The sequence below is a fragment of the Streptomyces misionensis genome (assembly GCF_900104815.1).
Lineage (GTDB): Bacteria > Actinomycetota > Actinomycetes > Streptomycetales > Streptomycetaceae > Streptomyces > Streptomyces misionensis.
The window spans coordinates 6786983-6811873 of sequence record NZ_FNTD01000004.1 but is presented as its reverse complement, the minus strand read 5'-3'; the positions used below and the strand labels follow the sequence as shown (position 1 = coordinate 6811873).

Annotated in this window: 24 protein-coding genes and 2 tRNA genes; 13 read left to right on the top strand and 13 right to left on the bottom strand. The window is 72.2% G+C overall.

All coding sequences use genetic code 11. From position 1 onward, the window contains the following. Positions 1 to 102: 102 nt before the first annotated feature. Both BLW85_RS32465 and BLW85_RS32455 read left to right on the top strand, forming a co-directional pair. Positions 103 to 864: an SDR family oxidoreductase gene (locus BLW85_RS32465; protein WP_074994618.1), complete on the top strand. Its 762-nt coding sequence runs from the start codon at positions 103 to 105 to the stop codon at positions 862 to 864. Between the two features lie 573 nt (positions 865 to 1437). Next, complete coding sequence (locus BLW85_RS32455; RefSeq protein WP_244174951.1) at positions 1438 to 1938, top strand: hypothetical protein; 501 nt, start codon at positions 1438 to 1440, stop codon at positions 1936 to 1938. 134 nt (positions 1939 to 2072) lie between these two features. Here BLW85_RS32455 and BLW85_RS32450 read toward each other — a convergent pair. After that, positions 2073 to 2146 (bottom strand) — tRNA-Pro (locus tag BLW85_RS32450). 84 nt (positions 2147 to 2230) lie between these two features. Continuing rightward, the gene (locus tag BLW85_RS32445) at positions 2231 to 2782 is read right to left on the bottom strand and encodes a hypothetical protein (RefSeq protein ID WP_070029634.1); all 552 of its coding nucleotides are present in this window, start codon (positions 2780 to 2782) and stop codon (positions 2231 to 2233) included. Positions 2783 to 2912: 130 nt separating this feature from the next. On the opposite strand from BLW85_RS32445, the gene BLW85_RS32440 reads away from it, so the two are divergent. Continuing rightward, positions 2913 to 3257 (top strand): cupin domain-containing protein, encoded by a 345-nt coding sequence (locus tag BLW85_RS32440; RefSeq protein ID WP_074994613.1) that lies wholly within the window; start codon positions 2913 to 2915, stop codon positions 3255 to 3257. On the opposite strand, the gene BLW85_RS32435 is transcribed toward BLW85_RS32440, so the two are convergent. Continuing rightward, on the bottom strand, positions 3247 to 4284 hold the full coding sequence (locus BLW85_RS32435) for a LacI family DNA-binding transcriptional regulator (protein ID WP_074994610.1): 1038 nt from the start codon (positions 4282 to 4284) through the stop codon (positions 3247 to 3249). The genes BLW85_RS32440 and BLW85_RS32435 overlap by 11 nt on opposite strands. Before the next feature lie 129 nt (positions 4285 to 4413). On the opposite strand from BLW85_RS32435, the gene BLW85_RS32430 reads away from it, so the two are divergent. Continuing rightward, positions 4414 to 5565 carry a Gfo/Idh/MocA family protein gene (locus BLW85_RS32430; protein ID WP_074994607.1) on the top strand — a complete coding sequence of 384 codons (1152 nt, stop codon included), beginning with the start codon at positions 4414 to 4416 and terminating at the stop codon, positions 5563 to 5565. Between the two features lie 49 nt (positions 5566 to 5614). Continuing rightward, the gene (locus BLW85_RS32425; RefSeq protein ID WP_074994605.1) at positions 5615 to 6619 is read left to right on the top strand and encodes a Gfo/Idh/MocA family protein; all 1005 of its coding nucleotides are present in this window, start codon (positions 5615 to 5617) and stop codon (positions 6617 to 6619) included. Between the two features lie 40 nt (positions 6620 to 6659). Here BLW85_RS32425 and BLW85_RS32420 read toward each other — a convergent pair whose 3' ends face one another. The 6 genes from BLW85_RS32420 to BLW85_RS32395 all read right to left on the bottom strand — a co-directional run bounded on the left by BLW85_RS32420 (position 6660) and on the right by BLW85_RS32395 (position 11288). After that, complete coding sequence (locus tag BLW85_RS32420) at positions 6660 to 6851, bottom strand: hypothetical protein (protein ID WP_070029629.1); 192 nt, start codon at positions 6849 to 6851, stop codon at positions 6660 to 6662. Between the two features lie 123 nt (positions 6852 to 6974). Further along, complete coding sequence (locus tag BLW85_RS32415; RefSeq protein ID WP_074996286.1) at positions 6975 to 7403, bottom strand: nucleotidyltransferase domain-containing protein; 429 nt, start codon at positions 7401 to 7403, stop codon at positions 6975 to 6977. Next, complete coding sequence (locus BLW85_RS32410; protein WP_070029628.1) at positions 7400 to 8302, bottom strand: sugar phosphate isomerase/epimerase family protein; 903 nt, start codon at positions 8300 to 8302, stop codon at positions 7400 to 7402. Before BLW85_RS32410 ends, BLW85_RS32415 begins: the two co-directional genes overlap by 4 nt. A 2-nt stretch (positions 8303 to 8304) precedes the next feature. Further along, positions 8305 to 9204: an ATP-binding cassette domain-containing protein gene (locus BLW85_RS32405; RefSeq protein ID WP_074994602.1), complete on the bottom strand. Its 900-nt coding sequence runs from the start codon at positions 9202 to 9204 to the stop codon at positions 8305 to 8307. Positions 9205 to 9207: 3 nt separating this feature from the next. Continuing rightward, positions 9208 to 10272, bottom strand: a complete 1065-nt coding sequence (locus BLW85_RS32400) for an ABC transporter permease (RefSeq protein WP_074994599.1) — start codon at positions 10270 to 10272, stop codon at positions 9208 to 9210. After that, positions 10269 to 11288 carry a substrate-binding domain-containing protein gene (locus tag BLW85_RS32395; RefSeq protein ID WP_074994597.1) on the bottom strand — a complete coding sequence of 340 codons (1020 nt, stop codon included), beginning with the start codon at positions 11286 to 11288 and terminating at the stop codon, positions 10269 to 10271. The genes BLW85_RS32400 and BLW85_RS32395 overlap by 4 nt, the downstream gene beginning before the upstream one ends. Positions 11289 to 11634: 346 nt before the next feature. On the opposite strand from BLW85_RS32395, the gene BLW85_RS32390 reads away from it, so the two are divergent. From BLW85_RS32390 to BLW85_RS32380, 3 genes are read left to right on the top strand one after another with little or no spacing between them, the layout of a single operon-like run. After that, positions 11635 to 12948 (top strand): ABC transporter substrate-binding protein, encoded by a 1314-nt coding sequence (locus tag BLW85_RS32390; protein WP_070029624.1) that lies wholly within the window; start codon positions 11635 to 11637, stop codon positions 12946 to 12948. 8 nt (positions 12949 to 12956) lie between these two features. Continuing rightward, entirely contained in the window at positions 12957 to 13919 is a 963-nt protein-coding gene (locus BLW85_RS32385) for a carbohydrate ABC transporter permease (protein ID WP_070029623.1), read from the top strand. After that, positions 13916 to 14803 (top strand): carbohydrate ABC transporter permease, encoded by an 888-nt coding sequence (locus BLW85_RS32380; protein ID WP_074994594.1) that lies wholly within the window; start codon positions 13916 to 13918, stop codon positions 14801 to 14803. The genes BLW85_RS32385 and BLW85_RS32380 overlap by 4 nt, the downstream gene beginning before the upstream one ends. Positions 14804 to 14877: 74 nt before the next feature. Here BLW85_RS32380 and BLW85_RS32375 read toward each other — a convergent pair whose 3' ends face one another. From BLW85_RS32375 to BLW85_RS32365, 3 genes are all read right to left on the bottom strand, one after another. After that, positions 14878 to 15936: a CU044_5270 family protein gene (locus BLW85_RS32375; protein ID WP_074994592.1), complete on the bottom strand. Its 1059-nt coding sequence runs from the start codon at positions 15934 to 15936 to the stop codon at positions 14878 to 14880. Beyond that, positions 15933 to 16559 (bottom strand): RNA polymerase sigma factor, encoded by a 627-nt coding sequence (locus BLW85_RS32370; protein WP_070029735.1) that lies wholly within the window; start codon positions 16557 to 16559, stop codon positions 15933 to 15935. The genes BLW85_RS32375 and BLW85_RS32370 overlap by 4 nt, the downstream gene beginning before the upstream one ends. Before the next feature lie 120 nt (positions 16560 to 16679). Next, complete coding sequence (locus tag BLW85_RS32365; RefSeq protein WP_070029620.1) at positions 16680 to 17699, bottom strand: LacI family DNA-binding transcriptional regulator; 1020 nt, start codon at positions 17697 to 17699, stop codon at positions 16680 to 16682. A 224-nt stretch (positions 17700 to 17923) separates the two neighbouring features. Here BLW85_RS32365 and BLW85_RS32360 point away from each other — a divergent pair, with 224 nt between their 5' ends. The 3 genes from BLW85_RS32360 to BLW85_RS32350 all read left to right on the top strand — a co-directional run bounded on the left by BLW85_RS32360 (position 17924) and on the right by BLW85_RS32350 (position 23298). Next, entirely contained in the window at positions 17924 to 21127 is a 3204-nt protein-coding gene (locus BLW85_RS32360) for a glycosyl hydrolase 115 family protein (protein ID WP_074994590.1), read from the top strand. A gap of 17 nt (positions 21128 to 21144) precedes the next feature. After that, positions 21145 to 22482, top strand: a complete 1338-nt coding sequence (locus BLW85_RS32355; RefSeq protein ID WP_070029618.1) for an SGNH/GDSL hydrolase family protein — start codon at positions 21145 to 21147, stop codon at positions 22480 to 22482. 135 nt (positions 22483 to 22617) lie between these two features. Next, a complete protein-coding gene (locus BLW85_RS32350; RefSeq protein ID WP_074994588.1) occupies positions 22618 to 23298 on the top strand; it encodes a pyridoxamine 5'-phosphate oxidase family protein in 681 nt (226 codons plus the stop codon). A 65-nt stretch (positions 23299 to 23363) separates the two neighbouring features. On the opposite strand, the gene BLW85_RS32345 is transcribed toward BLW85_RS32350, so the two are convergent. After that, positions 23364 to 23437 (bottom strand) — tRNA-Pro (locus BLW85_RS32345). 107 nt (positions 23438 to 23544) lie between these two features. Here BLW85_RS32345 and BLW85_RS32340 point away from each other — a divergent pair. Continuing rightward, positions 23545 to 24051, top strand: coding sequence for a DUF309 domain-containing protein (locus BLW85_RS32340; protein WP_070029616.1), 507 nt, complete (start codon positions 23545 to 23547; stop codon positions 24049 to 24051). A gap of 58 nt (positions 24052 to 24109) precedes the next feature. Next, positions 24110 to 24883, top strand: coding sequence for a precorrin-6A synthase (deacetylating) (gene cobF / locus BLW85_RS32335; RefSeq protein WP_070029615.1), 774 nt, complete (start codon positions 24110 to 24112; stop codon positions 24881 to 24883). Positions 24884 to 24891: the final 8 nt, after the last annotated feature.

Below are 24891 nucleotides of genomic sequence, written 5' to 3'. Positions count from 1 at the left end.
ACCAGGGAAGGCCGGGACCAGGGAAGACGGGGGCACTGCCACACCCGGCGGGCGCGGCCGAGACTGCGAGGGAACTGTTCATAAGATCGAAGGGAAGATCTCGTGGATCTCTCCAACCGCACCGTCCTGGTCGTCGGCGGAACCTCGGGCATCGGGCGGGAGCTGGCCCGGCGGTTCGCCGCGGCGGGCAGCACCGTGGCCGTCGGCGGCCGCAACCAGGAGGCCCTCGCAAAGCTCGCCGGGGAGGGTTTCGGCACGTTCCGCGTCGACGTCACCGACGATTCCTCCGTCGCGGCCCTGCGCGACGCCGTGCTCGACCGGTTCCCGGAGCTGGACACGGTGGTCACCATGTCGGGCGTCATGCTCCTGGAGGACCTGCGCGACCCCGCGCACTTCGAGGCTGCGCGGGCGACTATCGACACCAACCTGCTCGGCACCATCCGGGTCGTCGACGCCTTCACCCCGCATCTGGTCGGGCGCGGCGCCGGCACCTTCGTCACCGTCACCTCCGGCATCGCCTTCCTGCCGTTCCCGCCCATGCCCAGCTACGCCGCCTCGAAGGCCGCGGTGCACGCCTACTCGGAGGCGCTGCGCGCGCAGCTCGACGGCACCGGTGTCGGCGTCGTCGAACTGGTCCCGCCGGCCGTCGCCACGGCGGGCCAGGAGAAGGTGAACCCGCACGCACTGCCGCTCGACGGCTTCGCCACCGAGGTCATGGAACTCCTCTCGGCGCAGCCCACGCCCCGCGAGATCCTCGTGAAGGGCGTGCTGGGCCACCGCTGGGCCGAGCGCGACGGCACCTACGACGACCTCGTGGCCCAGCGCTCCCGGGCCCTGACCATGCTCCCGGGCCGCGAGGGCTGACGCCTCCCCGGGTCCCAGGGTCGGGACAGGTTGTAGAGGACCGAACAGGTCAGGGAGTGGGTCCGTCCTCGCAGTTCGCGAGACCTGTGTGAGACGGCCGTGAGACGACGAGGCCCCGGCTCGGTGGAGTTCACCGGCCGGGGCTTCGCCCTCCGGGGGTCTCCCGTCACCCGCGCGCCTCCGAGTCCGCCCATACGATCTTGCCCCAGCGCCGCTCATCCGTGCCCCAGTCGGCGGCCGGCGCCGCCCCGAGACACAGGCCGCGCCCGCCCTCTTGGTCGTCGTCCGCTTCGCGCTCCACGGGCCGCGCCCGGGAGAGGTCTGCGACGCCGACACGCACCCGCGCAGCGTCGGGACGGTCGATGATGTCCCGTAAAGATCTTTGACCGGAGGTAGTGAGGTGTTGCCTCAGCAGCAGCGCGCTTGCCGCCCTCGCGCGCCGGGTATCGCAGGCGTATGCCGGCATGGGGAGAGACCGTGTGTGCGGGACCCCGGTGGGAGTTTCTTCTGCGGGGCGTGCTGAAGCGGGCGCTGGCGGGAGAGAGGCCGCGGCCATGGTGGGTGCCGCGGCGCGTGCTGACCGTGGTGTCGGTGGATGTCGACGACTCTGCCGGTGTCGGGGCGATCTGGATCCTGTGGCGTCCGAAGTCATCGCGAATGCGTGAGCACATCGCGCTCCTGGAATGGTTCGGCAGGCAGTGGCGGTACGTCGGGGGCGGCAGCGGCTCCGGAAACGATCCTGTCGATGTTGATGTGCTCGACGTGTGCAATGGCGGGGGCGCGCTCAGCCTCACTCGCGGCCTCGACCCTCCGCGCTCCCTCGCCGCGGCCCCATGGATCGGTTGCGTCACAGTACGCCTCGGGCAGGACGTGGGGCAGGTCCTCATCGGTGCCCGCCGGATCGAGGTCCCCGAGCAGCGCCGTCTCGTCGCTGTGTGGACGTCTCCCCAGAGCAGTCGTGGAGCCCGTCCCGTCATCGTGGCCCTGGGGCGTGACGGCGCCGAAGTCTCCCGCATGGGACCCCATGACAGCCTGGACACTCAGACCTGGGCGCGACTGAGAGAGCAGTCGTAGCCAACCTGCTTCCTGGCTCTCCGTCGTACTGGCCGTCCTGGCTGTTTCCTGCCGGTCGGCCAGCGGGAGGAGACCGCGCCCATGAAAACGATCAGAGGGACCCCGAAGGATCCCTCTGATCTGCGACGTTACCGTCGGGACGACAGGATTTGAACCTGCGACCCCTTGACCCCCAGTCAAGTGCGCTACCAAGCTGCGCCACGTCCCGTCGTGCTCCGCGCGGGCTGTTCCGCGTGATCACGCAGGTCAACCCTACCGTATGCGCGCGGCTGCCCGGACATCGGCGGCCGGATCACTTGATGAGGGCGTTGGCGACCACGACGACGAGGCCGAGGAGGGCGTCGCCGAGGCCCATCAGGACGGCGGACGGCCAGGCGCGGGCGGCCTGGCGGGCGGTGATCAAGCCGAGGCCGAAGAGGATCAGGATGTTGAGGACGAACGCGGGGTACTCCACGCCCTTCGCCGGCCACCACCCCCAGCCCGAGCCGGCGAGCAGGAAGACGGTCGGCAGTACCGCCGTGACCAGCGGCCACTCCCCGCGCACGGCGCGCAGGCCGTCCCCGCGGCGGTGCGGGGCGCGCTCGGCGATGTAGTGGGCGTAGCCGTGGGCCATGGCGGAGGCGAGCGCGGTCACCAGCAGCCAGAGGGCGTCGTAGCGGCGGCTGGCGGGTGTGGTGCCGCCGTAGCGGCTGAGGGCGGCGACCATCGAGCTGGCGAGGACGGCGCCGTAGACCCCGCCGAAGAGGACGGCCTCGCGGGTGCTGTGCCCGCCGGGCGGCCGCCCGCCCGCCGCGTGCTCATGGGGTCCGTCCGGCTCGCGGGCCGCCGCGGTCGAGTCCGCCATGTCTTCCACGGTCGCCCCCGCCGCACGGCACCGCCAGTCGGCGCGGCCCGACGAAGTGTCCTGCGACCAGGTCCGATGCCGCACACTCTGTCGACGGCGGCGGGCGTGCGGGCCCCGCTAGGGTCGGCCCATGACGCACAGCTTCGCGCTCCACATCCCCGACGCCGACCTCGAACCCGAGCCCCTCGACCCCGCGCAGATCGTCTCCGGGAGCCCGGAGGTGACCGGGAAGGTGGTCTGGGAGTCGGCGGACGGCCGGCAGATCCGCGGGATCTGGCAGATCACCCCGGGCGTGGTCACCGACACCGAGGCCGACGAGCTGTTCGTCGTGCTCAGCGGTTCGGCGACGATCGAGTGCGAGGACGGGCCGACGCTGCGGGTCGGGCCGGGCGACATGGCGGTGCTGCGCGCGGGCGACCGTACGACGTGGACCGTGCACGAGACGCTGCGCAAGGCGTACGCCATCAACCTCTAGGGAGCCCCCGCAACCGCTGGGGAGCCCCCGCCGAGGCGGCCAGGGCGGCCGTCGTGCCCCGGATCTCCAGGGTCGGCGTCGCCAGGTGGAGCCGCCCCGGAGTGCCCGGCCGGTCGAAGCGGTCGAGGAGGCAGTGGGCGGCCCGGCGGCCGACCTCGTGCGGGGCGGTGTCCACGGTGGTCAGCCGGACGTGCCGCAGCCGGGAGATGCTGGTGTTGTCGTAGCCGGCCACGGAGAGGTCGCGCGGGACCTTCAGGCCCAGTTCCTCGGCGGCCGAGAGGGCGCCGACCGAGGCCATGTCGTTGACGGCGAACAGTGCGGTGGGGCGCCGCGGGCTGCGGAGCAGCCGTACGGCGCCCCGGTAGCCGCCCTCCTCCGTGAGGTCGCCGGGCTCGACCAGCGGCTCGGCGCCCCGGGCCCGCATCGCCGCCTCGAAGCCGCGCCGGCGCAGCTCGCCGACGGCGCCGCGGCCCGCGAGGTGCGCGATCCTGCGGTGACCGAGGTCGAGCAGGTGTTCGGTGGCCAGGCGGGCGCCGCGCTCGTCGTCCCCGGCGATCACGTCCACCCGGTCCGGCTGCGGTTCCCGGGCGCCCGCCACCACGACCGGCATCCGGTGCGCGAGCGCGCCGAGGGCGCCCGCGTCCGGGACCGTGCCGACCACCACCAGGCCGTCCACGCCGAGGTCCAGGAAGGGTTCGGCGAGGTCGTGGCCGAGCCGCCGGTTGAGGCGGGCGTCGGCGAGCAGCATGCGCAGCCCGGCCGCGTGCAGCGGCGGGTTGAGGCCGTCGAGCAGATCCACGAACCAGGGGTTGCGCAGGTCGTCCAGGAGGACGCCGATGGTGCGGGTGCGCTGTTCGCTGAGGCTGCGGGCGGCCGCGTTGGGCCGGTAGCCCAGTTCGCGCACGGCCCGCAGCACGGCCTCCCGCTTCTCCGGGCGCACCGGGCCCGAGTCCCGCAGCACCAGCGAGACCAGCGATTTCGACACCCCGGCCCGCTCGGCCACGTCGCGGATGGTCGGCGGTCTCATGGGGTGGACCGTTCCATGGGGTGAGTCCCGCTGTCAAAGGGTTGACAGCTCCGCCATGTCCGAACAAAGGTGTCCCGGCAGGGAGATGGACCGGTCCAAGCGCGGGCCGGTGCCCGGAGAGAGGCTGCCATGGTGGATGAACTGGGTGTCGCCGTCGTCGGGTTCGGCTGGATGGGCCGGGTGCACACCCAGGCGTACGCCCGTCTCCCCCACCACTATCCGCGGCTCCCGCTGCGGCCCCGGCTGATCACGGTCGCCGACGAGGTGCCGGGGCGGGCCGAGGAGGCCGCCGAGCGGTACGGGTTCGCCGCCGCGACCCGCGACTGGCGGGAGGTGGCCGCCGATCCCCGGGTGCGGGCGGTCAGCGTCACCGCGCCGAACTTCCTGCACCGAGAGATCGGTGTGGCGATGGCCGAGGCCGGCAAGCACCTCTGGATCGAGAAGCCGGTGGGGCTGACCGCCGAGGACGCCCGCGCGGTCGCGGACGCGGCCGGCGAGGCCGGGGTGCAGGGCGCGGTCGGCTTCAACTACCGCAACGCGCCCGCCGTCGAGGCCGCCCGCGAGCTGATCGCCACCGGCGAGATCGGCACCGTCACCCATGCGCGCATCCGGCTGTTCAGCGATTACGCCGCCCACCCGGACTCCGCCCTGACCTGGCGTTACGAGCGGCGGCGCGGCGGCCGCGGAGTGCTCGGCGACCTGGCCTCGCACGGCGCCGACCTGGCCCGCTTCCTGCTCGGCGAGATCACCGCGCTGACCGCCGACACCGCGGTCTTCGTGCCGGAGCGCGCCCGCCCCGCCGGCGCCACCGCCGGTCACGCCCGCGCCGCCGGCGGGGCGCGGGGGCCGGTGGAGAACGAGGACTACGTCGGCGCTCTGCTGCGCTTCGCCTCCGGCGCCCGGGGCGTGCTGGAGGCCTGCCGGGTCTCGGTCGGCGAGCAGAACGGCTACGGCTTCGAGGTGCACGGCACCCGGGGGGCGGTGTCCTGGGACTTTCGGAGGATGAACGAGTTCGCGGTCGGCCGGGGCACGAGCTACCAGGACCAGCCGATGAGCACCGTCCACGTCGGCCCGGGCGCCGGGGAGTTCGCCGCGTTCCAGCCGGGCGCGGCCAACCCGATGGGGTACGACGACCTCAAGGTCATCGAGGCCTACCGGTTCGTGCGCTCCATCGCCGAGGGCACGCCGTACGGCGCGACGCTCGCCGACGCGGTGCGCGCCGCGGCCGTACTGGACGCGATGGCGCAGTCCGCCGAGAGCGGCACGTGGGTGCGCCCGTAGGCGCGTTCGCCCGACCGGAACCTTCCCGATCAGTCAGGAGTGGCAACCCATGCGTATCGGAATCCTCGGCCTCGGCCGCATCGGCGCCTTCCACGCCGAAACCCTCTGCGCGCTCGACGTCGTCACCTCGCTGGTGGTCGCCGATCCGTTGGCGGACGCCGCCAAGGCCGCCGCCGAACGGTTCGGGGCCGAGATCGCCGACTCGCCCGAGGCGCTGCTGGCCGCCGGGGTGGACGGGCTGGTCGTGGCGGCGGCCACCGACGCCCATCCGGCGCTGATCCGGGCGGGTGTCGAGGCCGGTGTCCCGGTGTTCTGCGAGAAGCCGGTGGCCCGCACCATGGCGGAGGGCATGGCGGTGCGCGACGCGGTGCGCGACGGTACGGTGCCGGTCCAGATCGGTTTCAACCGCCGCTTCGACGCGGGTTTCGCCGCCGCGCGGGAGGCCGTGCGGGCGGGCGAGCTGGGCCCGCTGCACACCGTGCGCTGCACGACGCTGGACCCGGCGCCGCCGCCGGCCGCGTACATCGCCGCCTCCGGCGGGATCTTCCGGGACTGTTCCGTGCACGACTTCGACGTCATCCGATGGGTCACGGGCCGCGAGGTGGCCGAGGTGTACGCGGTCGGCGGCAACCGGGGGGCCGGCTACATCGGCGAGGCCGGTGACGCCGACACCACCGGCGCGCTCCTCACCCTGGACGACGGCACGCTCGCGGTGGTCTCCAACTCCCGTCACAACGGCCGGGGTTACGACGTGCGGATGGAGCTGCACGGCTTCACCGACGCCCTCGCGGTCGGTCTGGACGACAAGCTGCCGCTGCGCTCGGCCGAAGCCGGGGTGAGCTTTCCGGCCGGTCCCCCGCACGACTTCTTCATGGACCGCTTCGCCGCCGCCTACCGGGCCGAACTGGCCGCGTTCACGGAGGTGGTGGCGGGTGAGCGGCCGTCGCCGTGCACCGTCGAGGACGCGCTGGAGGCGGGCTGGATCGCGGAGGCCTGCACGCTCTCGCGCCGCGAGCACCGCCCGGTGCGGTTGGCGGAGGTGCGGCAGGCCTGACGCCGCGCGCCGGGGGCCGGTCGCGGTACCGGGGCGTTCGTCAGCCGCAGTACCGCACCAGCCACTCGTCCGCGTGATAGCGGTCCCGGGCCGGGTCCGGCAGGGTCGCCGGCCTGGTCTCGACCGTGTCCTCGGGGCGTATCCGCTCGGGCAGCTTGCCGAAGCGGTCCCGGCGCAGGGCCGCGTCCGCGGTGTCCTGTGCCGTCTGCCGGGGTTCCGTGCGGTGTGTCATCCTCGTCCTCCCGTCTGCGCGGGCCTCCCCCGTCTCCTTCTCCAACGCCCGCGTGCCCCGACTTGGTTCCCGGCCGCGCCGGGGGTGAATCCGTCGTGGTTGCGCAGGAACCCCGCGCGGGGCTCACGGACGGCAGCTCGCGAGCAGCGCGGCGAGGACGCCCCCGGGGTCGTGCAGCACACGGGCGCCGTCGGTGACGACGCGGCGGGTGCCGGGGTCGACGGGGTCGGTCCGCGCCCAGTCGGGGGTGCCGATGCCGAACTCGATCTCCAGGCCGGAGGGCAGGGCGTAGCGGCGTTCGGTGACCGGGCCCCAGGCCCGGGTGCGCACGGCGTCGCCGAGGGCGAGTTCCCCGGCCCAGGCGTCGGCGAAGTAGTACGCGGGGTCCGTCGTCAGCAGGACGAGGTCGACGTCCGAGTCGGGGCGTGCGGCACCGCGGGCGTAGGAGCCGACCAGGAGCAGGCCGGCGATGTCCTCGCGGCGTGCGGCCCACCGGGTGACGCGGTCGAGGAAGTCACCTGCCTCCGCGAGGCGCTGGGGTGTGACGTTCATGCCCCGCACGACCGCAGGAAGCGCCGGGTCCGTTCCGCGATCGGCAGGGGCCGGTCCGGTTCGCAGGGGTACATGTCCTGCTCCACGATGGCGAACAGGTCCACGCCCAGCTTCTGGGCCGCCTCCAGGACGGGGCCCAGGTCCGGTACGCCGTGCGGCGGTTCGCACATGACACCGCGCTGGACGGCGGGCCCGAAGGGCAGTCCCCGGGCGACGACGTCGGCGAGGACCGCGGGGTCGACCTGCTTGAGGTGCAGATAGCCGAGGCGCTCGCCGTAGGTCTCGATCAGCCGGACGCTGTCGCCGCCGCAGTAAGCGTAGTGCCCGGTGTCCAGGCAGAGGCCGACCAGCGCCGGGTCGGTGGCGTCGAGGAAGCGCGCGACGTGCGCCTCGGTGTCGATGTGCGTGTCGGCGTGCGGGTGGACCACGATGTCGAGGCCGTACGTCTCCTTCACCTCGCGGCCCAGGCGCTCCATGCCCCGGGCGAGGTGGCCCCACTGTTCGGCGGTCAGCTCGGGCGGCTCCAGGATCTCGGCGGTCTTGTCGTCCCGCCAGAAGGACGGGATCACCACCAGGTGCCGGGCGCCCATCGCCCGGGTGAGGGCGGCGACCCGGCCGACGTGCGCCCAGGTGTCGGCCCAGACACCGGGGCCGCGGTGCAGTCCGGTGAAGACGGTGCCCGCGGAGACCTTCAGGCCCCGGCGGTCCACCTCCTCGGCGAGCCGGGCGGGGTCGGTGGGCAGATAGCCGTAGGGGCCGAGTTCGATCCACTCGTACCCGGCCTCGGCGACCTCGTCCAGGAAGCGGTCCCAGGGCACCTGCCGGGGGTCGTCCGGGAACCAGACGCCCCAGGAGTCGGGGGCGGAGCCGACCCGGATGCGGTCGAGGACGTGGGGCATGGTCAGGGGTTCCCTTCGGGGGAGGTGTCGGCGGGGTCCGGCCGTTCGGGGGGCCCGTCGGTCCCCACGTCGCGTACCTGTGCCAACTCGTGCTTGAGGGCGGCCAGTTCGGCCCCGCCCGCCATGTGGTCGGTCAGCTCTTCGAGGGTGATCTCGCCGCGGTCGGCGGACAGTTCCAGGGTGCCGAGGCGCAGCACGCCGAAGTGGTCGCCGACCAGATAGGCGTGGTGGGGGTTGTGGGTGATGAGGACGACGCCGAGGCCGCGCTCGCGGGCGGCGGCGATGTACTTCAGCACCACCCCGGACTGCTTGACTCCGAGGGCGGCGGTCGGCTCGTCCAGGATGAGGACCCGGGCGCCGAAGTGGACGGCGCGGGCGATGGCCACGCACTGGCGCTGGCCGCCGGAGAGGGTGCCGATGGGCTGTTCCAGGTCGTCCAGGACGATGCCCATGCGGCGCAGTTCCCGGTCGGCGGTCTCCTTCATGCGGGCGATGTCCAGCCGGCGCAGCGGCCAGGGGCCCTTGGTCAGTTCGGAGCCGAGGAAGAAGTTGCGCCACACCGGCATCAGGGGCACGGTCGCCAGGTCCTGGTAGACCGCCGCGATGCCCCGGTCCAGGGCCTCGCGCGGGGTGCCGAAGCGCACCGGGCGGCCGTCGACCAGGAAGTCGCCCTCGGTGTGCCGGTGCAGCCCGGAGATGATCTTGATGAGAGTGGACTTGCCGGCGCCGTTGTCGCCGAGCACGCAGGTGACCCGGCCGGCCCGTACCGTGAGGTCGACGCCGTGCAGGGCGCGGACGTTGCCGTACGACTTCCCCGCCCCGCGCAGTTCGACCAGGGGCGCGTCCCCGGCGGGGGCGTCGGGCAGGACGGCGCCGTGGGTGCCGGCCGCGTTGTCGTTCATCGGTTACCTCCGCGTCGCCGTGCGCCGGACCCACAGATTGATCAGGACGGCGCCGAGCAGCATCACGCCGAGGAAGGCCTTGAACCAGTCGGGGTTCCAGCCGGCGTAGACGATGCCCTGGTTGACCATGCCGAACATGAAGGCGCCGAAGAGCGGGCCGATCGCGGAGCCGTAGCCGCCGGTGAGCAGGCAGCCGCCGATGACGGCGGCGGCGATGTAGATCAGCTCGTTGCCGACGCCCTCGCCGGACTGCACGGTGTTGAAGGAGAACAGGTTGTGCATGCCGGTGAACCAGGCGCCGAAGCCGACCAGCATGAACAGGGTGATCTTGGTGAACCGCACCGGGACGCCGACCGCGCGGGCGCTGTCCTGGTCGCCGCCGACGGCGAAGACCCAGTTGCCGTACTTGGTGCGCAGCAGCACCCAGGTGGCGAGCGCGGCGTAGACCAGCCACCACACCACGGTGATCTTCACCTGGACGCCGCCGACGTCGAAGGAGGACGCGAAGATCTTCTTCGCCTGGCCGAAGCCGTCCATGTCGCTGATGTCGTCGGTGGCGACGTTGCCGGTGACCAGCTTGGTGACGGCGAGGTTCACGCCCTGGAGGATCAGGAAGGTGCCGAGGGTGACCAGGAAGCTGGGCAGCCCGGTCCTGACCACCATCCAGCCGTTGAAGGCGCCGACGGCGAGCGAGAGGACCAGGGCGGCGATCACCCCGGTCCACAGGTTCAGGGTCAGCTGGTAGCAGAGCATGCTCGTGGTGAGCGCCGAGGTGATCACGGCGACGCCGGACGACAGGTCGAACTCGCCGCCGATCATCAGCAGGGCGACCGGCAGTGCCATGATGCCGATGGTGGAGGACTGGTAGAGGACCGTGGCCATCGAGCCGCCCTGGCGGACCGACGGCGCGGCGATCAGGAAGAAGACCAGGATGGCGGCGGCGCCGAGGAAGACGCCCACCTCGGGCCGGGCCAGCAGCCGCAGCGCCGGCGGGCGGCGTGCGGTGCGGCCGTCCGCCGCCCGGGGGCCGGGTGCCGGCGGTGCGCCGACGGTCCCCGGGCCCGTCACCGCGTCCCCTTCGCGGCGAACCCGGCGATCTTGTCCACGTTGGACCTGTCGACGAACGCCGGGCCGGTGAGGACCGGCTGGACGCCGCCGCCGCTGTAGTTGCCGTTGTACTTGTAGAGCCAGAGCGAGTCGACCGCCAGATAGCCCTGGAGATAGGGCTGCTGGTCGACGGCGAACTCGACGCTGCCGTTCTGCACGGCCTTGACCAGGTCTTTGTTGAGGTCGAACGTCGCGACCTTCGCCTTGCCGCCTGCGTCGCCGACCGACTGCGCCGCGGTCGCGGCGAACGGGGCGCCGAGGGTGACGACGGTGTCGATGGCGGTGTCCTGCTTCAGTTTCGCCGTGATGGTGGCCCGCACGGAGGGCATGTCGGTGCCGTTGACGTACAGCGTCTCGGTGGTGCCCTTGAAGGTCTTCCTCACCCCGTCGCAGCGCTGGGTGAGGCCCACGTTGCCCTGCTCGTGGATCACGCAGACGACCTTCTTGGCACCCGTGGTGTTCAGCTTGTCGCCGAACGCCTCGCCGGCCACGCTCTCGTCCTGCCCGAAGAACTCCGTCAGCCCGAGCTTGCGCCAGTCCGCGAGCCCGGAGTTGAGGCCCACCACCGGTATGCCGGCGCGCTCCGCCCTGCCGAGCACGCTCTTCATCGCGTCGGGCTTGGCCAGGGTGACGGCGATGCCGTCGACCTTCTGGTCGACCGCGTTCTGGACCAGGTTCGCCTGGTTGCCCGCGTTCGGGTCGGCCGAGTAGACGAGCTTGATGTTGTCCTTGGCCGCCGCGGCCTCGGCGCCCTTGCGCACGGTGTCCCAGAAGGTGTCGCCGGGCGCCTGGTGCGTGACCAGGGCGACGGTCATCCGGGGGGTGTTCGCCTTGCCCGCGGAGGTGTTCGCGGCGGCCTGTTCGGCCTTCTTGCCACCGTGGCCGCTGGAGCAGCCGGTGAGGGCCAGCGCCGCCGCGGCGGCCACGGCCACCAGCGGAACCAGCCTGTGGGGGCCCGGACGGGAAGAGCGGTCCATCGTTGCTTGCACCTCGCTGTGCGTGCGACGGGAAAGGGCGCTGTTGCGTCGGGAGGCGATCCAAGTCCTTGCCGGACCCCCTGTCAAGAGTTTGTCCAGACATAGGTTCACCAGTAAGTCCGGATGTAAGGACAACCGCACCGCGGGAGCCGCGAGCGGCACACGGCGGCGGTCACGTTTCGGGCAAGACAACTCCCGTTGTGCGCCCACCTCTTGACGCCCACGCACCCCCGAGGCTGTGATGACGGCCACACTGTTCGGTCGAGTTGGTTTATGAGCGGTTTCGACAAGTCCGCGGCGATCGACTCACCCCCGTGGCCGAACCCTGTATCCCTCGGGAGCCGCCATGCGTCCGTCCCACCCCGGTCCGTCCGTCCCGTCTCCCAGCCGTCGCTCCCTGCTGCGCGGTGCGGGCTCCGCCGCACTGCTCGCCGGGGCCGGCACCCCGCTGCTCGCCGCCTGCGGCGGCAGCGGTTCCGCCGCCGACCCGAAGACGGTCACCGTCGGCTCCAACGCCTCCGACGCCGTGCCGAAGAAGGCCTTCGAAAGCGTCTACGCGGCCTTCCGGAAGCAGTCCGGGATCACCGTCCGGGTGAACACCAAGGACCACAACACCTTCCAGGAGCAGATCAACTCCTACCTCCAGGGCACCCCCGACGACGTGTTCAACTGGTTCGCCGGGTACCGCATGCAGTTCTTCGCCGCGAAGAAACTGGCCGCGCCGATCGACGACGTGTGGGCGCGCATCGGGGACAACTTCCCCGACGCCATGAAGAAGCTGAGCAAGGGCGAGGACGGCACGTACTACTTCGTGCCGATGACCACCTATCCATGGGCGGTCTTCTACCGAAGAAGCGTCTTCAGCCGGTACGGGTACGAGATCCCCGCCACCTGGGACCAGTTCGTCGCCCTGTGCAAGCGGATGAAGAAGGACGGCCTCGTCCCGATCGCCTTCGGGGACAAGGACGCCTGGCCCGCGATGGGCACCTTCGACCAGATCGACTTCCGGCTCAACGGCTACGACTTCCACGTGCGGCTGATGGCGGGCAAGGCGTCCTGGACCGACCCGAGGGTCAGGGCCGTCTTCGACCACTGGGCCGAGCTGCTCCCCTACCACCAGGACGGCTTCATGGGCCGTACGTGGCAGGACGCGGCCCAGTCGCTGGCCGCCCGGAAGGCCGGCATGTACCTCCTCGGCTCCTTCGTGGCCCAGCAGTTCACCGACAAGACCGCCCTGGACGACCTGGACTTCTTCCCGTTCCCGCAGATCGACCCCGCGCACGGCCTGGAGACGGTGGAGGCACCCACCGACGGCTTCATGGTGAGCAGGTCCCCGAAGAACCACGCGGGCGTGGTGAAACTGCTGGAGTACCTCGGCACCCCGGCCGCCGAAGAGCTGTACCTCAGGACCGACTCCAGCGTGGTGGCCGCCTCCGGCAAGGCCGACACGTCCGCCTACTCGCCGTTGCAGAAGAAGGCGTTCGCGATGATCAGCGGCGCCAAGAACCTCACCCAGTTCATGGACCGCGACTCCCGGCCCGACTTCACCTCCACGGTGATGCAGCCAGGACTGCAGAAGTTCCTGCAGAATCCCAAGGGCGTGGACGGCCTGCTGGCGTCCATCGAGCGCCAGAAGAAGACGATCTTCGCGTCCTCGTGAGCGCCCCCATGACGAGGAAGCCGCCGCAGGCGGCCACCGCGCCGCCTCCCGGCACCCCGCGCGCGAGCCGCACGAGGGGGAAGCGGCAGTTGTTGACCCGCCGGGACCGGCTCGTCCTGGCCCTGATGGCGGGCGTGCCCACCGTGCTGCACGTGGCCCTCGTCTGGGTCACCGCGCTCGCCTCCATCGCCCTCGCCTTCACCACCTGGGACGGCATCGGGTTCGACTCGATCAGCTGGGTGGGCCTGGACAACTTCCGCCAACTCTTCGCGGACAATCCGCAGTTCTGGCCGGCCGTCGAGCACAACGTCGTCTGGTTCGCCGTCCTCATCCTGATCCCCACACCGCTCGGCCTGTTCCTCGCCGTGCAGCTGGACAAGCGGATCCGGTTCAGCCGCGTCTACCAGACCGCGTTCTTCCTGCCGGTCGTCATCTCCATGGCGTGCATCGGTTTCGTCTGGCAGCTGGTCTACAACCCCGACACCGGGCTGATCAACAGCATCATCGGGGCGAACAAGCCCGGCCACTACATCGACTGGATCGGCGACCCGCACCTGAATCTGTGGGCCGTCCTGATCGCCGCGTCCTGGCGGCACACCGGCTACATGATGATCCTGTACCTGGCCGGGCTGAAGAGCGTCGACCCGTCGCTGCGCGAGGCCGCCGCGCTGGACGGCGCGAACGAGTGGCAGGCGTTCAGGAACGTCGTCTTCCCCACCCTGCGGCCGACCAACACGGTCGTCCTCGTCGTCACCATCATCGAGTCGCTGCGCGCCTTCGACCTGGTCTTCGTCTTCAACAAGGGCGCGCAGGGCACCGAGTTGCTGTCGATCCTGGTGACCGACAACATCATCGGCGAGTCCAGCCGCATCGGGTACGGCTCCGCGATCGCCGTCGTCCTGCTGGTCGTCTCCCTCGCCGTGATCATCCCGTATCTGATCGCCACCTTCCGCAAGGAGCGCCGGGCATGAGCGCCTCCACCCTCCCGCAGGGGCGCCGCGCCCCCGTCCGCCCGGCCCGGGTGGTGCTGCACGTCTTCCTCGCCGGCACGGCGCTGGCGTGGCTGGCACCGCTGCTGTGGGCCGTCTTCTCGGCGCTGCGGCCCTACGCCGAGACCAGCGCCAAGGGCTATGTGTCCTGGCCGGACCGGCTGACCTTCGAGAACTTCACCAACGCCTTCCGGCAGTCGGACATGCTGCACTACTTCGGCAACACCCTGGTGATCGCCGTACCGGCCGTGCTGCTCACGCTGTTCCTGTCCTCCTGCGTGGCCTTCTACGTCAGCCGCTTCGACTTCCGGCTCAACCTCGCCCTGCTGCTGGTCTTCACGGCCGGCAACCTCCTGCCGCAGCAGGTGATCATCACCCCGCTGTACCGGCTGTACCTGCTGACAAACCTGCCGGGCATCACCGCGAGCGGCAAGCTGTACGACTCGGCGCTCGGCCTCGTGCTGATCCACGTGGCGTTCCAGTCGGGGTTCTGCGCCTTCGTGCTGAGCAACTACATGCGCTCGCTGCCGCACGAGCTGACCGAGGCCGCGCTGGTCGACGGGGCCTCCGTGTGGCGGCTGTACTGGCAGATCACGCTGCCGCTGTGCAAACCCGCGATGGCGGCGCTCGCGACCCTGCTGTCCATCTGGATCTACAACGACTTCTTCTGGGCCCTCGTACTGATCTCGACCGGCGCGAACATGCCGGTCACCTCGGCCCTGAACAACCTCTCCGGCCAGTACTTCACCGATCCGAACCTGGTCGCCGCCGGCTCCCTGCTGACCGCGATCCCGACCCTGGCCGTGTACTTCGCGCTCCAGCGGCAGTTCGTCAGCGGGCTGACGCTCGGCTCGAACAAGGGGTGACCGCCGGGCCCGGAGGTCCGCTCTCCGCGCGCTCCCCCGCCCCGGCCGGGGCGGGGGGCGTCGGCGGCCGGTCGTCAGGCGGTCCGCGTACCGTCCGCCTCGGCGGGCCTGAGGCCCGCCTTGTCGACGACGGCGTGGGCCAGTTCGGCCGTGCCGGACAGCAGGGTGCCGGCCTTCCCGTACGACGTGTCCCTGATCAAGAAGGTGCGGGCGCCGAGGAAGGAGTAGTCCTTCGGGTCGAAGACCCACTCGGTGCGTACGCCGTAGCGCGTGTCGTCGCGGACGATGCCGAGGCCCTGCCGGCCGATCACGTCGCGTGCCTCGGAGGTTCGGCGGACGCCGGGGATCTCGGCGGCGGCCCGGTAGAGGGCGGCGGCCGTGCGGGGCGGCATCATCCCGCCGAGCAGGCTGCCGATCTGCTCGAAGACCGCCTGGTCGCGCTGGCGTCGCTCGACCTCGGGCGTCTTGGCGTACAGGTAGTCGAGCAGCCGTCCGGGGTCGGTGGGCAGCGAGCCGAGCCAGTGGTAGGTGGGGCGGCCGAAGCCGGCCGGGGTGCCTTCGGTGTCGCCCAGTTCGGCGTTGAGGGGCAGGGTCTCGCCGTCGACCCGGGACAGTCCGAGCCTGTGCAGCGGTCCGGGCTCCTGCGCCAGCCACGTCTCGTCGTCCTTCAGCGGGCCGACGACGGCCTTGCCGCTGGTCACGTCGGCCTCGCGGATCTTCTCCCGGGTGTACACGAACTGGTCGTCCCGCACGGTGAGCGTGTCGTGCCGTGCCGCGGCGGCGGAGATCCGGTGCAGCAGGGCCGCGGCGGGCCGCGTGTCCGCGACCGCCGTCGTGGTACCGCCGTGGGTCCGCCCGTCGGTGCCGGTCATGGCGATGCCCGCGGTCAGCGCGCCGGCCAGGGCCAGCGCGGTCGCCGACGCGACGAGTACGGGCCTGCGCCGCGGGGTGCGCCCGGCGGGCCCGGCGGCCGCGGTGGACGCGGCGCGGTCGTGGTCGATGTGCTGCATGAGCAGTTCCTTGTGCCGTAGGTGCTGCTCGCGCGTGAGGTCCCGGTCGGCCGGGGCCGGCAGCAGACGGGCGATCTCGTCGCGGTCGTCGGGCCGGTTCCGGGCAGCGGTGCCGTCGGTCATGTGAGTTCCTCCCGCACGGGCAGGGCCGCGAGCGCGGCCGCACTGGTTGTCTCTCCGCGGCGGACGCGTGGTTCCCGGCCGCTTTCGTCGGCGAGCCGGGCGAGCTTCTTGCGGGCGCGCGACAGCCGGGACCGCACCGTGCCGACCGGGATGCCCAGCGCCTCGGCCGTCTCCTGGTAGTCCAGGCCCGACCACACGCACAGGACCAGCACCTCCCGTTCCGGCCGCCGCAGCCTGCCCAGCGCGGCCTGGACGGCGTGCAGCCGGCGCGCGTCGTCGATCCGCCCGGCCGTCCGGGCGGCGAAGTCCTCCACCGCGCCCGGGGACTGGCGCGCCAGGAACAGCTGCCGCCGCCGGGCGCCACGGCGCGCGTTGTCCGCCTTGTGGGTGGCGATGCCCAGCAGCCAGGGCAGCAGCGAGCCGCCCTCCTCCTGGACCCGGTCACGCGAGCGCCACGCGGTCAGGAAGGTCTCGGACATGACCTCCTCGGCCGTCGACCAGTCACCGGTCAGCCGCAGCGCGTGGTTGTACACGGCCCGGGCGAAATCCTCGTAGAGCTGGGCGAACGCCTCGCGGTCCCCCTCGCGCACGCGGCGGCGCGTGTCGTTGTCTGACTTGTTCACACCCACTTCTCTCCGCACGGACCGGGCGGTTCCCGTGCGCTGCGTCACACCGCGGGTCCGGGTGACGCGCACGCGGCGCCGGTTCGCGCGGACACGACGGGCGTCGGGCCGAGCCGTGGGTCAGCGGGGCGCGGGACCGGTGCTGCTGCGGACCACCAGCTGGGTGGCGAGTTCGATGTGCGGGCTCTCCAGGGTCTCCCCCTGGATCAGCCGCAGCAGCGTGCGCGCGGCGACCTGGCCCATCTCGTCGAGCGGCTGGCGGACGGTGGTGAGCGGCGGCGGGGACCACTGGACCTGCGGCAGGTCGTCGAAGCCGACCACGCTGAGGTCGTCCGGGATGCGCAGCCCCTGCTGCCGGGCCGCCTCGTAGACGCCGAGCGCCATCTGGTCGCTGGACGCGAAGATCGCGGTCGGCGGGTCGGCGAGGCCGATCAGCTCCGTGCCGGAGGCGAAGCCGGCCTCGTGGGAGAAGTCCCCCTGCCGGACGAGCCGGTCGTCGATCCGCACGCCGGAGGACTCCAGCGCCGCCCGGTACCCGTCCAGGCGGGCCCGGCTGCACAGCAGCGTCGGGGGCCCGGTGATGACGCCTATGCGGCGGTGCCCGAGGCCGAGCAGGTGCTCGACGGCGCTGCGCCCGCCGGCCCAGTTCATGGCGCCGATCGTCGGTATGCCGTAGGTGGGCACACCGGCCGGGTCGACGATGACCGTGGGCACGCCCAGGCGGCGCAGCTCGGCGTGGAGTTCGGGGGCCAGCTCCGAGGTCACCAGGATGACGCCGTCGGAGGCCCGCGCCCGCAGGTTGACCAGCCACTGCCGGGCGGACGTGCTGCGGTGGTGCACCGCGGAGACCACGGTGCCCAGCCCCGAGGCGTGCGCCACGTCCTCCACGCCGCGCAGGATCTCCACGGCCCAGGGGCTGTCGAGGTCGTTGAAGACCAGGTCGATCAGTTCGGCCCGGCCGGCGGCCGGCGCGGCGCGCCGCCGGTAGCCGTGCCGGGCCAGCAGTTCCTCGACCCGGCGCCGGGTCGAAGGGGACACGTCGGCGCGCCCGTTGAGCACCCGGGAGACCGTCGGCAGGGACACGCCCGCCTCCCGGGCGATGTCCGCGATCGTGACGCGCCCCGCGTCCTGTGCTGCCATCCGAGCCTCCTCGCCTGCGCCCCTCAGCATAGGCAATCGCCCCTGCCGGCCCGCGGGCGTGCCGGGCCGGGCCGTCACCGCCGCCAACCCGTCGGCCTGGCGGGGCAGTTGGTGCCGCGAGTATTGACGGCCGGTCGGCCCGTCCCTAACGTTTCGCGACAACTTCCGGAAAGTTTCCGGAAACACTATCGGCGAAGGGGCTCGCGGGCCCCACGGAGGGCGGCATGGACTCTGCGCGGCGCGGGCCCCACCCGACACGACCCGGCACCGGCATGAGCCGGCGAACGGCACTGGCCCTGGGAGCCGGTCTCACCGCCCTGGCGACCCCCGCCGCCTCCCTGCTGGGCACGGCCGGTGCCGCCTGGGCGGGTACGACCGCGAGCACGGTGCGGCCCACCGACCCCGGCGCGTACATCACCACCTCGCGCGGGCCCGGCACCTTCCCGCTCGTCGAACGCGGTGCGGCCACCCCCCTCGTGGTCAGCGCCTCCGACCACCCGGGCGTCGTCCGCGCGGCCGGCGACCTCAAGGAGGACCTCGAGCGGGTCACGGGCGTCGAGCCGGGTCTGTCCCACACCCTCCCGGCGGGCCGGCGCGAGGTCGTCCTCATCGGCACCATCGGCAAGAGCCCGCTGATCGACGCCCTGGTGGCCGCGGGCAAGCTGGACGTGACCGGGATAGCGGGCAAGTGGGAGACCTCCCTGGAGCAGGTGGTGGAGGACCCGCTGCCCGGTGTCGACCGCGCCTTCGTGATCGCCGGCAGCGACCAGCGCGGCACCATCTACGGGATCTACGACGTCAGCCGGGGCATCGGCGTCTCCCCCTGGTACTGGTGGGCCGACGCGACCCCGGACCACCAGGACCTGCTGCACGTCCGGCCCGGCCGGCACACCCAGGGCACGCCCGCGGTGAAGTACCGCGGCTTCTTCATCAACGACGAGAACCCCGCGCTCGGCACGTGGGCCCCGGCCCGCTTCGGCCCCGGCCTGGCCCCCGGCCACCCCGACGGCTTCAACCACCACTTCTACGCCAAGGTCTTCGAGCTGATGCTGCGGCTGAAGGCCAACTACCTCTGGCCCGCGGTGTGGGGGCGCGCCTTCGCCGAGGACGACCCGGAGAACCACGCCACCGCGACGGCCTACGGCATCGTCATGGGCACCTCCCACGAGGCCCCCATGATGCGCGGCATCGAGGAGTGGAACCGGCACGCCGTACCCGCCGTGCGCGACGCCCAGGGCAATGTCGTCACCCCGGGCCACGACCCCTACGGCGGCACCGGCGAGTGGAGCTTCCGCCACAACTCCGACGCGCTGAAGGCGTACTGGACGGAAGGCATCCGCCGCAAGGTGCGCGAGGGCTTCGAGGGCGTGGTGACCCTCGGCATGCGCGGCAACGGCGACACCGCGCTGCCCGACGGCGACGGCATCGAGCTGATGCGCAGCATCGTCTCCACCCAGCGGCAGATCATCGCCGACGTCACCGGCAAGCCGCTGTCCGAGACCCCGCAGGTGTGGACGTTCTATAAGGAGGTCCAGCGCTACTGGGAACAGGGGCTGCGGGCGCCCGACGACGTGACCGTGGTCTTCACCGACGACAACTGGGGCAACCTGCGCCTGGTGCCGAGCCCGTCGCTGCCGCCGCGCGAGGGGGGTTACGGCCTCTACCACCACTTCGACTACGTCGGCGCCGGCCGCAACTACAAGTGGGTCGACACCGCCAACCTGGCCAATGTCTGGGACCAGCTGAACCAGGCCTACACCTACGGCATCCGGCAGCTGTGGATCGTCAACTCCGGTGACCTCAAGAGCAACGAGCTGCCCACCCAGTTCTTCCTGGACTACGCCTGGGACCCCGCCCGGTGGCCGGTCGAGAACGTCACCGAGTGGCTGGAGCACTACGCCCGGCAGAACTTCGGGTCCGAACACGCCGGCGCCATCGCCGCCGTCCTGGGCACGTACGGGCATCTCCAGGCCCGCCGCAAACCGGAGTTGCTCAACCGCAGGATCACCGTGGACCCGGACAAGGACCTGGCCACGGACCCCTCCGCCGTCGTCTACGACGACCAGGCGACGCCGTTCAGCATCACCAACTACCAGGAGATGGAACGGGTCACGCAGGAGTGGCGGGAGCTGTCCGCCGCGGCCGAGCGCATCGAGTCCGCCCTGCCGGCTGACCGGCGGGACGGCTTCTACGAGCTGGTGCTGTATCCGGTGAAGGCGACCGCCAACCTCTACGCCCTGCGCCAGGCCCAGTTCACCAACCTGCTCTACGCCGCCCAGGGCCGGGCCGCCGCCAACTCGCTCGCGTCGGCCGCGGAGTCGTACTTCCGCACCGACAAGGCGCTCGCCGACCGCTTCAACAACACGGTGGCCGACGGGAAGTGGAAGGGTTTCCAGACCCAGCCGCACATCGACTACGGCGATGTCGCCCGGTACGGCCCGGACGCCCCCTGGCAGCAGCCGCAGATCGACAACGCGGCCATCCCCGACGTGATCTTCCCCGCCGTCAAGCGGATCACCCCGGCCGCGGGGTCCCGGATGGGCGTCGCCGTCGACGGCTCCGACCAGGCGTGGCCCGGCTCCACGGCCGAGTGCGCGCTGCCCGCGCTCAGCCCGTACGCCACCGGACCGGTCCCGTACATCGAGATCTTCAACCGGGGGACGACGCCCTTCGACTACCGGATCAGGACCGGCGTCCCGTGGCTGACCGTCGACGCCACGCGGGGGCGGGTCGACAGCCAGGTGCGGGTCACCGTCCGGGCCGACTGGGCCCGCGCGCCCAAGGGCAGGCGGAGTGTGCCCGTCACGGTCACCGGCCCCGGCGGCGAGCAGGTGACGGTACGGGTCCCGGTGGACAACCCGGACGTGCCCCGGCGCAGCCTGAGCGGATTCGTCGAGGCGGGCGGCTGCGTCTCCATCGAGGCCGACCACTACGGCAGCGCCCACGGCGGGGGCGTCGTCTCCTGGCGGCGCATCCCCGGCATCGGCCGGACCGGCTCGGGCATGGAGCCCTTCCCGGTCACCGCGCCCCGGCAGACACCGGGCGGCGACGGCCCCCGGCTGGAGTACCCCGTCACGCTCTTCACGACCGGACCGGTCACGGTGTCCGCGTACCTGTCGCCCAGGAACAACATCCTGGCGAGCGACGGCCTCACCTACGCCGTCTCCTTCGACGACGACCGGCCGCAGCCGGTGAACATCACCAAGGTCACCGGCTCCGACGACGGCACGATGAACATGCAGTGGCAGCGGAACACCTCGGACAACGTCAACGTCACCACCACCACGCACCGGATCACCCGGCCCGGACTCCACGTGCTGAAGTTCTGGATGGTCGACCCCACGGTGGTCCTGCAGAACCTCGTCGTGGACACCGGCGGACTCAAGCCCAGCTACCTCGGCCCGCCCGAGAGCCTCCGGCTGCGCTGAAGGAGGGAACACAGGTCATGGCCCGAACATCCGCACTCCTGGTGAGCCTGGCCGCCGCGGCCGTGCTCACGGTCACCGGTGTCGCCACGTCCTCCGCGGCCGGCGGCGAACGCACGACGAGCACGGCCCAGGTCGCCGCGGCCGGACACTGGGTGAACACCTGGACCTCGATGCCCCAGCTGACCGAGCCGGGCAACATGCCCCCGGCGCCGTTCACCCAGCCGGGCCGGGTCCTCGCCGACAGCACGGTGCGCCAGACCGTGCACGTCTCGGTCGGCGGTACGCATCTGCGGCTGCGCTTCTCCAACGCGTTCGGCGGCGCGGCGCTGCCCATCACCGCCGTGTCGGTGGCGCTCCCGGACGGCAATCGCGCCGGGTCCGGTGCCGTCCAGGCGGGCACCACCCGGAAGGTGACCTTCGACGGCCGCTCCTCGACGGTGGTCCCGGTCGGCGCCGAGGCCGTCTCCGACCCGCTGGACTTCGACCTGCGGGCGGGCTCCAACCTCACGGTGACGCTCTATCTGGCCGACGGCCAGGCGTCGGACGACATCACCTCGCACCCCGGTTCCCGGACCACCTCCTACCTGGTGACCGGGGACCACGTGGACGACGCGGACCTGGGCGGGGCCGCCACCACCGCCCACTGGTACTTCCTGAGCGGGGTGGAGGTCTGGTCGAAGAGCACCACCGCGGCGGCCGTCGTGCTGGGCGACTCGCTGACCGACGGCCGGGGTTCCACCACCGACGGCAACGACCGGTGGACGGACCAGCTGCTCGCCCGGCTGCGGTCCTCGCCCCGCACCGCCGGGGTCGCGGTCCTCAACCAGGCGGCCGGCGGCAACCGGGTGCTGAACGACGGCCTCGGACCCAATGTGCTGGCCCGCTTCGACCGCGATGTGCTGGCGCAGAGCGGGGTCCGATGGCTGATCCTCTTCGAGGGCGTCAACGACATCGGCACCGCCGCGCCCACCGAGGCCGCACAGCGGCAGACCACCGCGGACCTGCTCGCGGCCTACGACCAGATCGTGGTCCGGGCGCACGCGCAGGGCATCCCCGTGTACGGCGCCACGCTGACGCCCTTCGGGGGGAACACGGGCTACGACGACCCGAACGGCTACCGCGAGGCGGCCCGGCAGGCGGTCAACCGCTGGATCCGCACCAGCGGCCGCTTCGACGCCGTCCTCGACTTCGACCGGGCGGTCCGCGACCCCGGCCAACCCCGCAGGCTGCTGCCGTCGTTGGACGTCGGCGACCATCTGCACCTGAACCCCGCCGGGTACCGGGTGCTGGCCGACGCGGTGCCCGCCCGGCTGTTCGGACCGGACCGCCCCGCCCCGGACTTCGGCCTCCGCTGACCCGACCAGCACAAGGGATCTCGTCGCCTCAACCCTCTCTTCCGACGATTTACGAAGATCCATGGCGTTTCTTCGGCGGAATCAGTACTCTTCCCCGTCGTCGTCACCTCGCCATGCCCCGGAAGGGAAGCGCCCATGAACTCCGGTACCCCCGAACGGCAGTTGCCGGTCACCGAGCGCACCCGGCACCGCCGTCTGCGGGAGCAGGGAAGCCTGGACCGCGACCGGCTCGACGCCATCCTGGCCGCGGGCTTCGTCTGTCACCTGGGCGTCGACGTCGAGGGGACCCTGATGGTGGTGCCGACCGTCTACGGAACGGACGGCACCACCCTGTACCTCCACGGCTCGGTGGCCGGCCGCAGCATGCTCGCCTCCCCCGCCGCCACCGTCTGCGTCACCGTCACCCACATCGACGGACTCGTGCTGGCCCGCTCCGTCTTCGAGCACGGGGTCAACTACCGCAGCGCCATGATCTTCGGCACGCCCCGCCTGGTCACGGACCCCGACGAGAAGCTGGCGGGCCTGCGCTGCCTGACCGAGCACGCCGCCCCCGGCCAGTGGGACTACGCCCGGCGCCCCAGCCGCAAGGAACTCGCCGCGACGGCACTGCTGGCCCTCTCCCTGGACGAGGCCTCCGTCAAGATCCGCGAGGGCGCCCCGGACGACGGCACCGGCCCCGACGCCGAACTCGGCCTGTGGGCGGGCGTTCTCCCCCTGCACACCACCTGGGGCGAACTGCGACCGGACCCCCTCCTGCCGAACGACGTCGAGGCCCCCGCGCATCTGACGAGGCGGGTGGGGACGGCGGCGAACTGAGGGAACATGGTCAGGGCCGGTCTCGGATTTCTCCGAAACCGGCCCTGATCTGCGACTCTCTCAAGTCGGGACGACAGGATTTGAACCTGCGACCCCTTGACCCCCAGTCAAGTGCGCTACCAAGCTGCGCCACGTCCCGATGCGTCGACTCGCGGTGGCCCGCGTCATCACGCGAAGAGCACTTTACCGCACGTGCGGGGGTGTGCCGAAAACGGGCCGGGGCGGGGGCGGGGGACAATCGGTCGTATGACGAACGCGGACGGGTCGGCGGGCCGGGACCGGGACAGGGAGGGGCGGGCGCGCAGTGCGCGGCCCCGGGACGGGCTCGGGCGGCCGTTGGCGTACGGCGAGCGGGGGGTGCCGCGGCAGCCGGAGGGTGTCGTGCGGGCGCCGCGGGAGACGGTGGCCGAGGCGCAGGCGCTGCTGGAGGCGGGCCGGCCGTTCCACGCGCACGAGGTGTTCGAGGACGCCTGGAAGTCGGGGCCCGAGGAGGAGCGCGCGCTGTGGCGTGGGCTGGCCCAGCTGGCGGTGGGCCTCACGCACGCGGCCCGGGGCAACGCCGTGGGCGGGGCACGGCTGTTGCGGCGAGGCGCGGGGGCGGTCGAGGAGTGGGAGCGGGGGCGGGGCGAGGACCGGCCGTACGGGCTGGATCTGGCCGGGATCGTGCGCTGGGGGCGGGAGCTGGCCGGGCGGGTGGAGGAGGGCGCCGGGCCCGTGGACGCCGTGGCCGAGGCGCCCCGGCTCGGCCCCTGAGCCGCCGCGTCCGGAGGCGGGGGAGGCGTTGTCGGTGGCATACGGCAGACTCGGTGGCGTGCGAAAGATTCATGTCATCGGTATCGGTGCGGGCGACCCCCAGCAGCTGACCTTGCAGGCGGTCGGCGCGCTGCGCGGCACGGACGTGTTCTTCCTGCTCGACAAGGGCGAGGCGAAGAGCGATCTCACCCAGCTGCGCCGGGACATGCTGGACGCGCATCTGCCCGCGGGTTCCTACCGGGTGGTCGAGGCCCGGGACCCGGAGCGGGACCGCGCGGCGGGCGGGTCGGCGTACTCACCGGCCGTCGGGGACTGGCGCAGCGCCCGCGCCGGCATCTACGAGCGCATGATCGCCGAGGAGTTGGGCGAGGACGAGACCGGTGCCTTCCTGGTGTGGGGGGACCCGGCGCTCTACGACAGCACGCTCGGGATCCTGGAGGAGGTGCTGGAGCGGGGCGCCGTCGCCTTCGAGTACGACGTGGTCCCGGGGGTGAGCAGCGTCTCCGCGCTGGTCGCCCGGCACCGCACGGGGCTGAACCGGGTCGCCCGGCCCGTGCAGATCACCACCGGGCGCAGGCTCTCCGAGGGCTTCCCGGAGGGGGTGGACGACGTGGTCGTGATGCTCGACGCCCACCAGGCGTTCCGGCGGTACGCGGACGAGGACATCGACATCTACTGGGGCGCCTACATAGGCACCCCGGACGAGATCCTCATCTCGGGACCGCTCGCCGAGGCCGGCCCGGAGATCGAGCGGGCGCGCGCCGAGGCCCGCGAGCGCAAGGGGTGGGTCATGGACACCTACCTGCTGCGGAGGAACCCCGGGCAGCGGTAGGCGGACCG